We start from the raw sequence: 2228 nt of genomic DNA, 5'->3' as shown, positions 1-2228 counted from the left end.
CGCTCACGGTCTATAACAAGCCCCAAGGCATCACCATCGACGGCGACATCGCCTCGGTGAACGAGATAATCAGCGGAAGGGCTGTCGGCGACCGTGTCGAGCCGTTGCCCGACTATCTGTTTTCGATAAGCAAAAAGGTTGTAGTAGAGAAAGACGACACGCTACGCATCACGGCAAAGCCACGCCAATGGGTGCGGCGACTGGATATGGAACTGTCGGTGAGCGAAGGCGACTATAAACGCATCGTGGCGGTTACAGGCACGCTTTCGGGCGTGGAGCAGTCGGTGGACATCCGCAAGGGAGAACGGCAGGGAACGGCGGTGACAGTCCGCAACGACTTCGCCGTGGCAGAGGAGAAATGCAACGCCTCGTTCCGCCTGATGGGCATCGTGCCTGCGGAGCACCAGACGCTGACGGTGAACATCGTCCTTGCCAACGGCGAAACGCGGACCATCGAGAGCGACCTGACCCCACAACTGGCAGCCTTCCACGACGGCAACACGCCCCTGACCCTGACCGGAAACCTGAGCCTGCCCGTAGAAGCGGGAATGGCGGGCAGCATCAGCGACTGGACGGTGGTGGACAACGGAAAGATAGACATACACTAAAAGAGAAAGACAGTATAGTAACAAGAATAAATCGTACAACTTTAAAAAAACGAGAAGAACATGAAGAAAAAGAACTTCAACGGAGCGGGCGGATTGCCCGGCATGCTGCTCGGCGCGGCGTTTTGCGCCGTCCTGCTCCTTCCGGCGGGATGCGGCAACGACAATGAGACCGGTGCGCCGAACGACGACGGGCGTGTGCCCCTCAAAGTGACGGGCGGCATCAACGTGCAGACCCGTGCCCACGACGCGCAATGGGACAAGGATGACCAAATAGGCGTCTATATGTATGCGGCGGGCGCAACCGATATCGCCGAAGGCGCAACAAACGTCCCTTACCGGAAGACGGACGAGGGCAACGGCTTCATCCCCGTGAACACCCCCGTCTACTTCCCCATAGACGGCGGCAATGTGGATTTCCACGCATGGTATCCCTATAAAGACGTGACCGCCGGCGCATGGACGGCCGACCTCACCGACCAGACCTCGCAGGCCGCCCTCGACCTGATGACCGCCGATGCCAGGAGCAACACGGAGGAAGGCGGAACGGTCTATAACAAGCTCCAGCCCGCAGTCAGCCTCGACTTCAGCCACCGCCTCACCAAGCTGGCGCTGAACATCGCTCCCGGCAGCGGCATCAGCGCCGACGACCTGAAAGGCCTGAAAGTGGAAATCACCAAGCAATGGAAAACGGCCACCTACGACCCGGAATTCGGCGCCATCGGCTTTACGGAAGAATCCGCCCCCATCACCCTGCTGACGGACGCCGGCGGCACATCCGCCGAGGCCATCCTCTTTCCGGACAACCTGACGGGGAAAGACCCCGCCACAGGACGGCAACTCGTCTTCACCCTCAAAACCTCCGGCGAGAAGTTCTATTGGGACATTCCCGAAGACAAGAGCTTCAACTCCGGCGACAAGAACATCTATAACATCACCATCAACCGCACCACCCTCGACGTAACCGCCACCATCACGGACTGGAACAAGGGAAACAACGGGGGCGAACCGGGCAGCGCCGAATAAAAATGAAGAATAACAACAATAACTATCAATCAATGAAGAATTATCTGATTCTGGCAACAGCGGCGCTTGCACTGGTCGCTTGCAGCAACCATGAGAATGAACCGGCGGACCTGACGGGCGGCCGCGTGCCGGTAGAATTCCGCGCCTCCGTGGGAGTGACCGAAACCCGTGCCGTGGACCAGGCCTGGTCCGCCACCGATGCCATCGGCATCTTTATGGTGGGAGCCGGAAAGCCGCTCCTGCCGGCGAACATCAGTGAGGGAGCGGATAACATCCGCTACGTAGTGGACGCTACCGCTACCGGAGCCTTCAAGCCAGACGGCGCCACCATCTACTACCCGATGGACGGCAGCGGGGTGGACTTCTACGCCTACTGCCCGCAGGGAAGCGTCACGCAGGCGGAAACCGCACCGGAGGGAACCGCACCGGAGGAAGCCACACCGGCGAACTACCTCTACGCCATCAATGTAGCCGCACAGGGCGATCAGGAAGCCCTCGACCTGCTATACTCCAACAACGTGAAAGGGAAGAAGAAGACGGACAAGACCGCCGCCCTCACCTTCAAGCACCAGCTCTGCAAGGTGATACTGACCGTGG

General features: G+C 59.5%; 3 protein-coding genes. All 3 read left to right on the top strand.

Annotated features, from left to right (window positions below; genetic code table 11):
- The coding region (locus BN161_RS30050; RefSeq protein WP_044272595.1) for a hypothetical protein at positions 1–608 on the top strand (608 nt) is incomplete at its 5' end.
- Positions 609–668: 60 nt separating this feature from the next.
- Positions 669–1631: a fimbrillin family protein gene (locus BN161_RS27775; protein WP_052356441.1), complete on the top strand. Its 963-nt coding sequence runs from the start codon at positions 669–671 to the stop codon at positions 1629–1631.
- A gap of 2 nt (positions 1632–1633) precedes the next feature.
- The coding region (locus BN161_RS27770; protein WP_044272592.1) for a fimbrillin family protein at positions 1634–2228 on the top strand (595 nt) is incomplete at its 3' end.

The sequence above is a fragment of the Bacteroides timonensis genome (assembly GCF_000513195.1).
GTDB classification, from domain to species: Bacteria; Bacteroidota; Bacteroidia; order Bacteroidales; family Bacteroidaceae; genus Bacteroides; species Bacteroides timonensis.
Note: the sequence above shows the minus strand (reverse complement) of the source record. Positions and strands in the feature narration are given on the sequence as shown.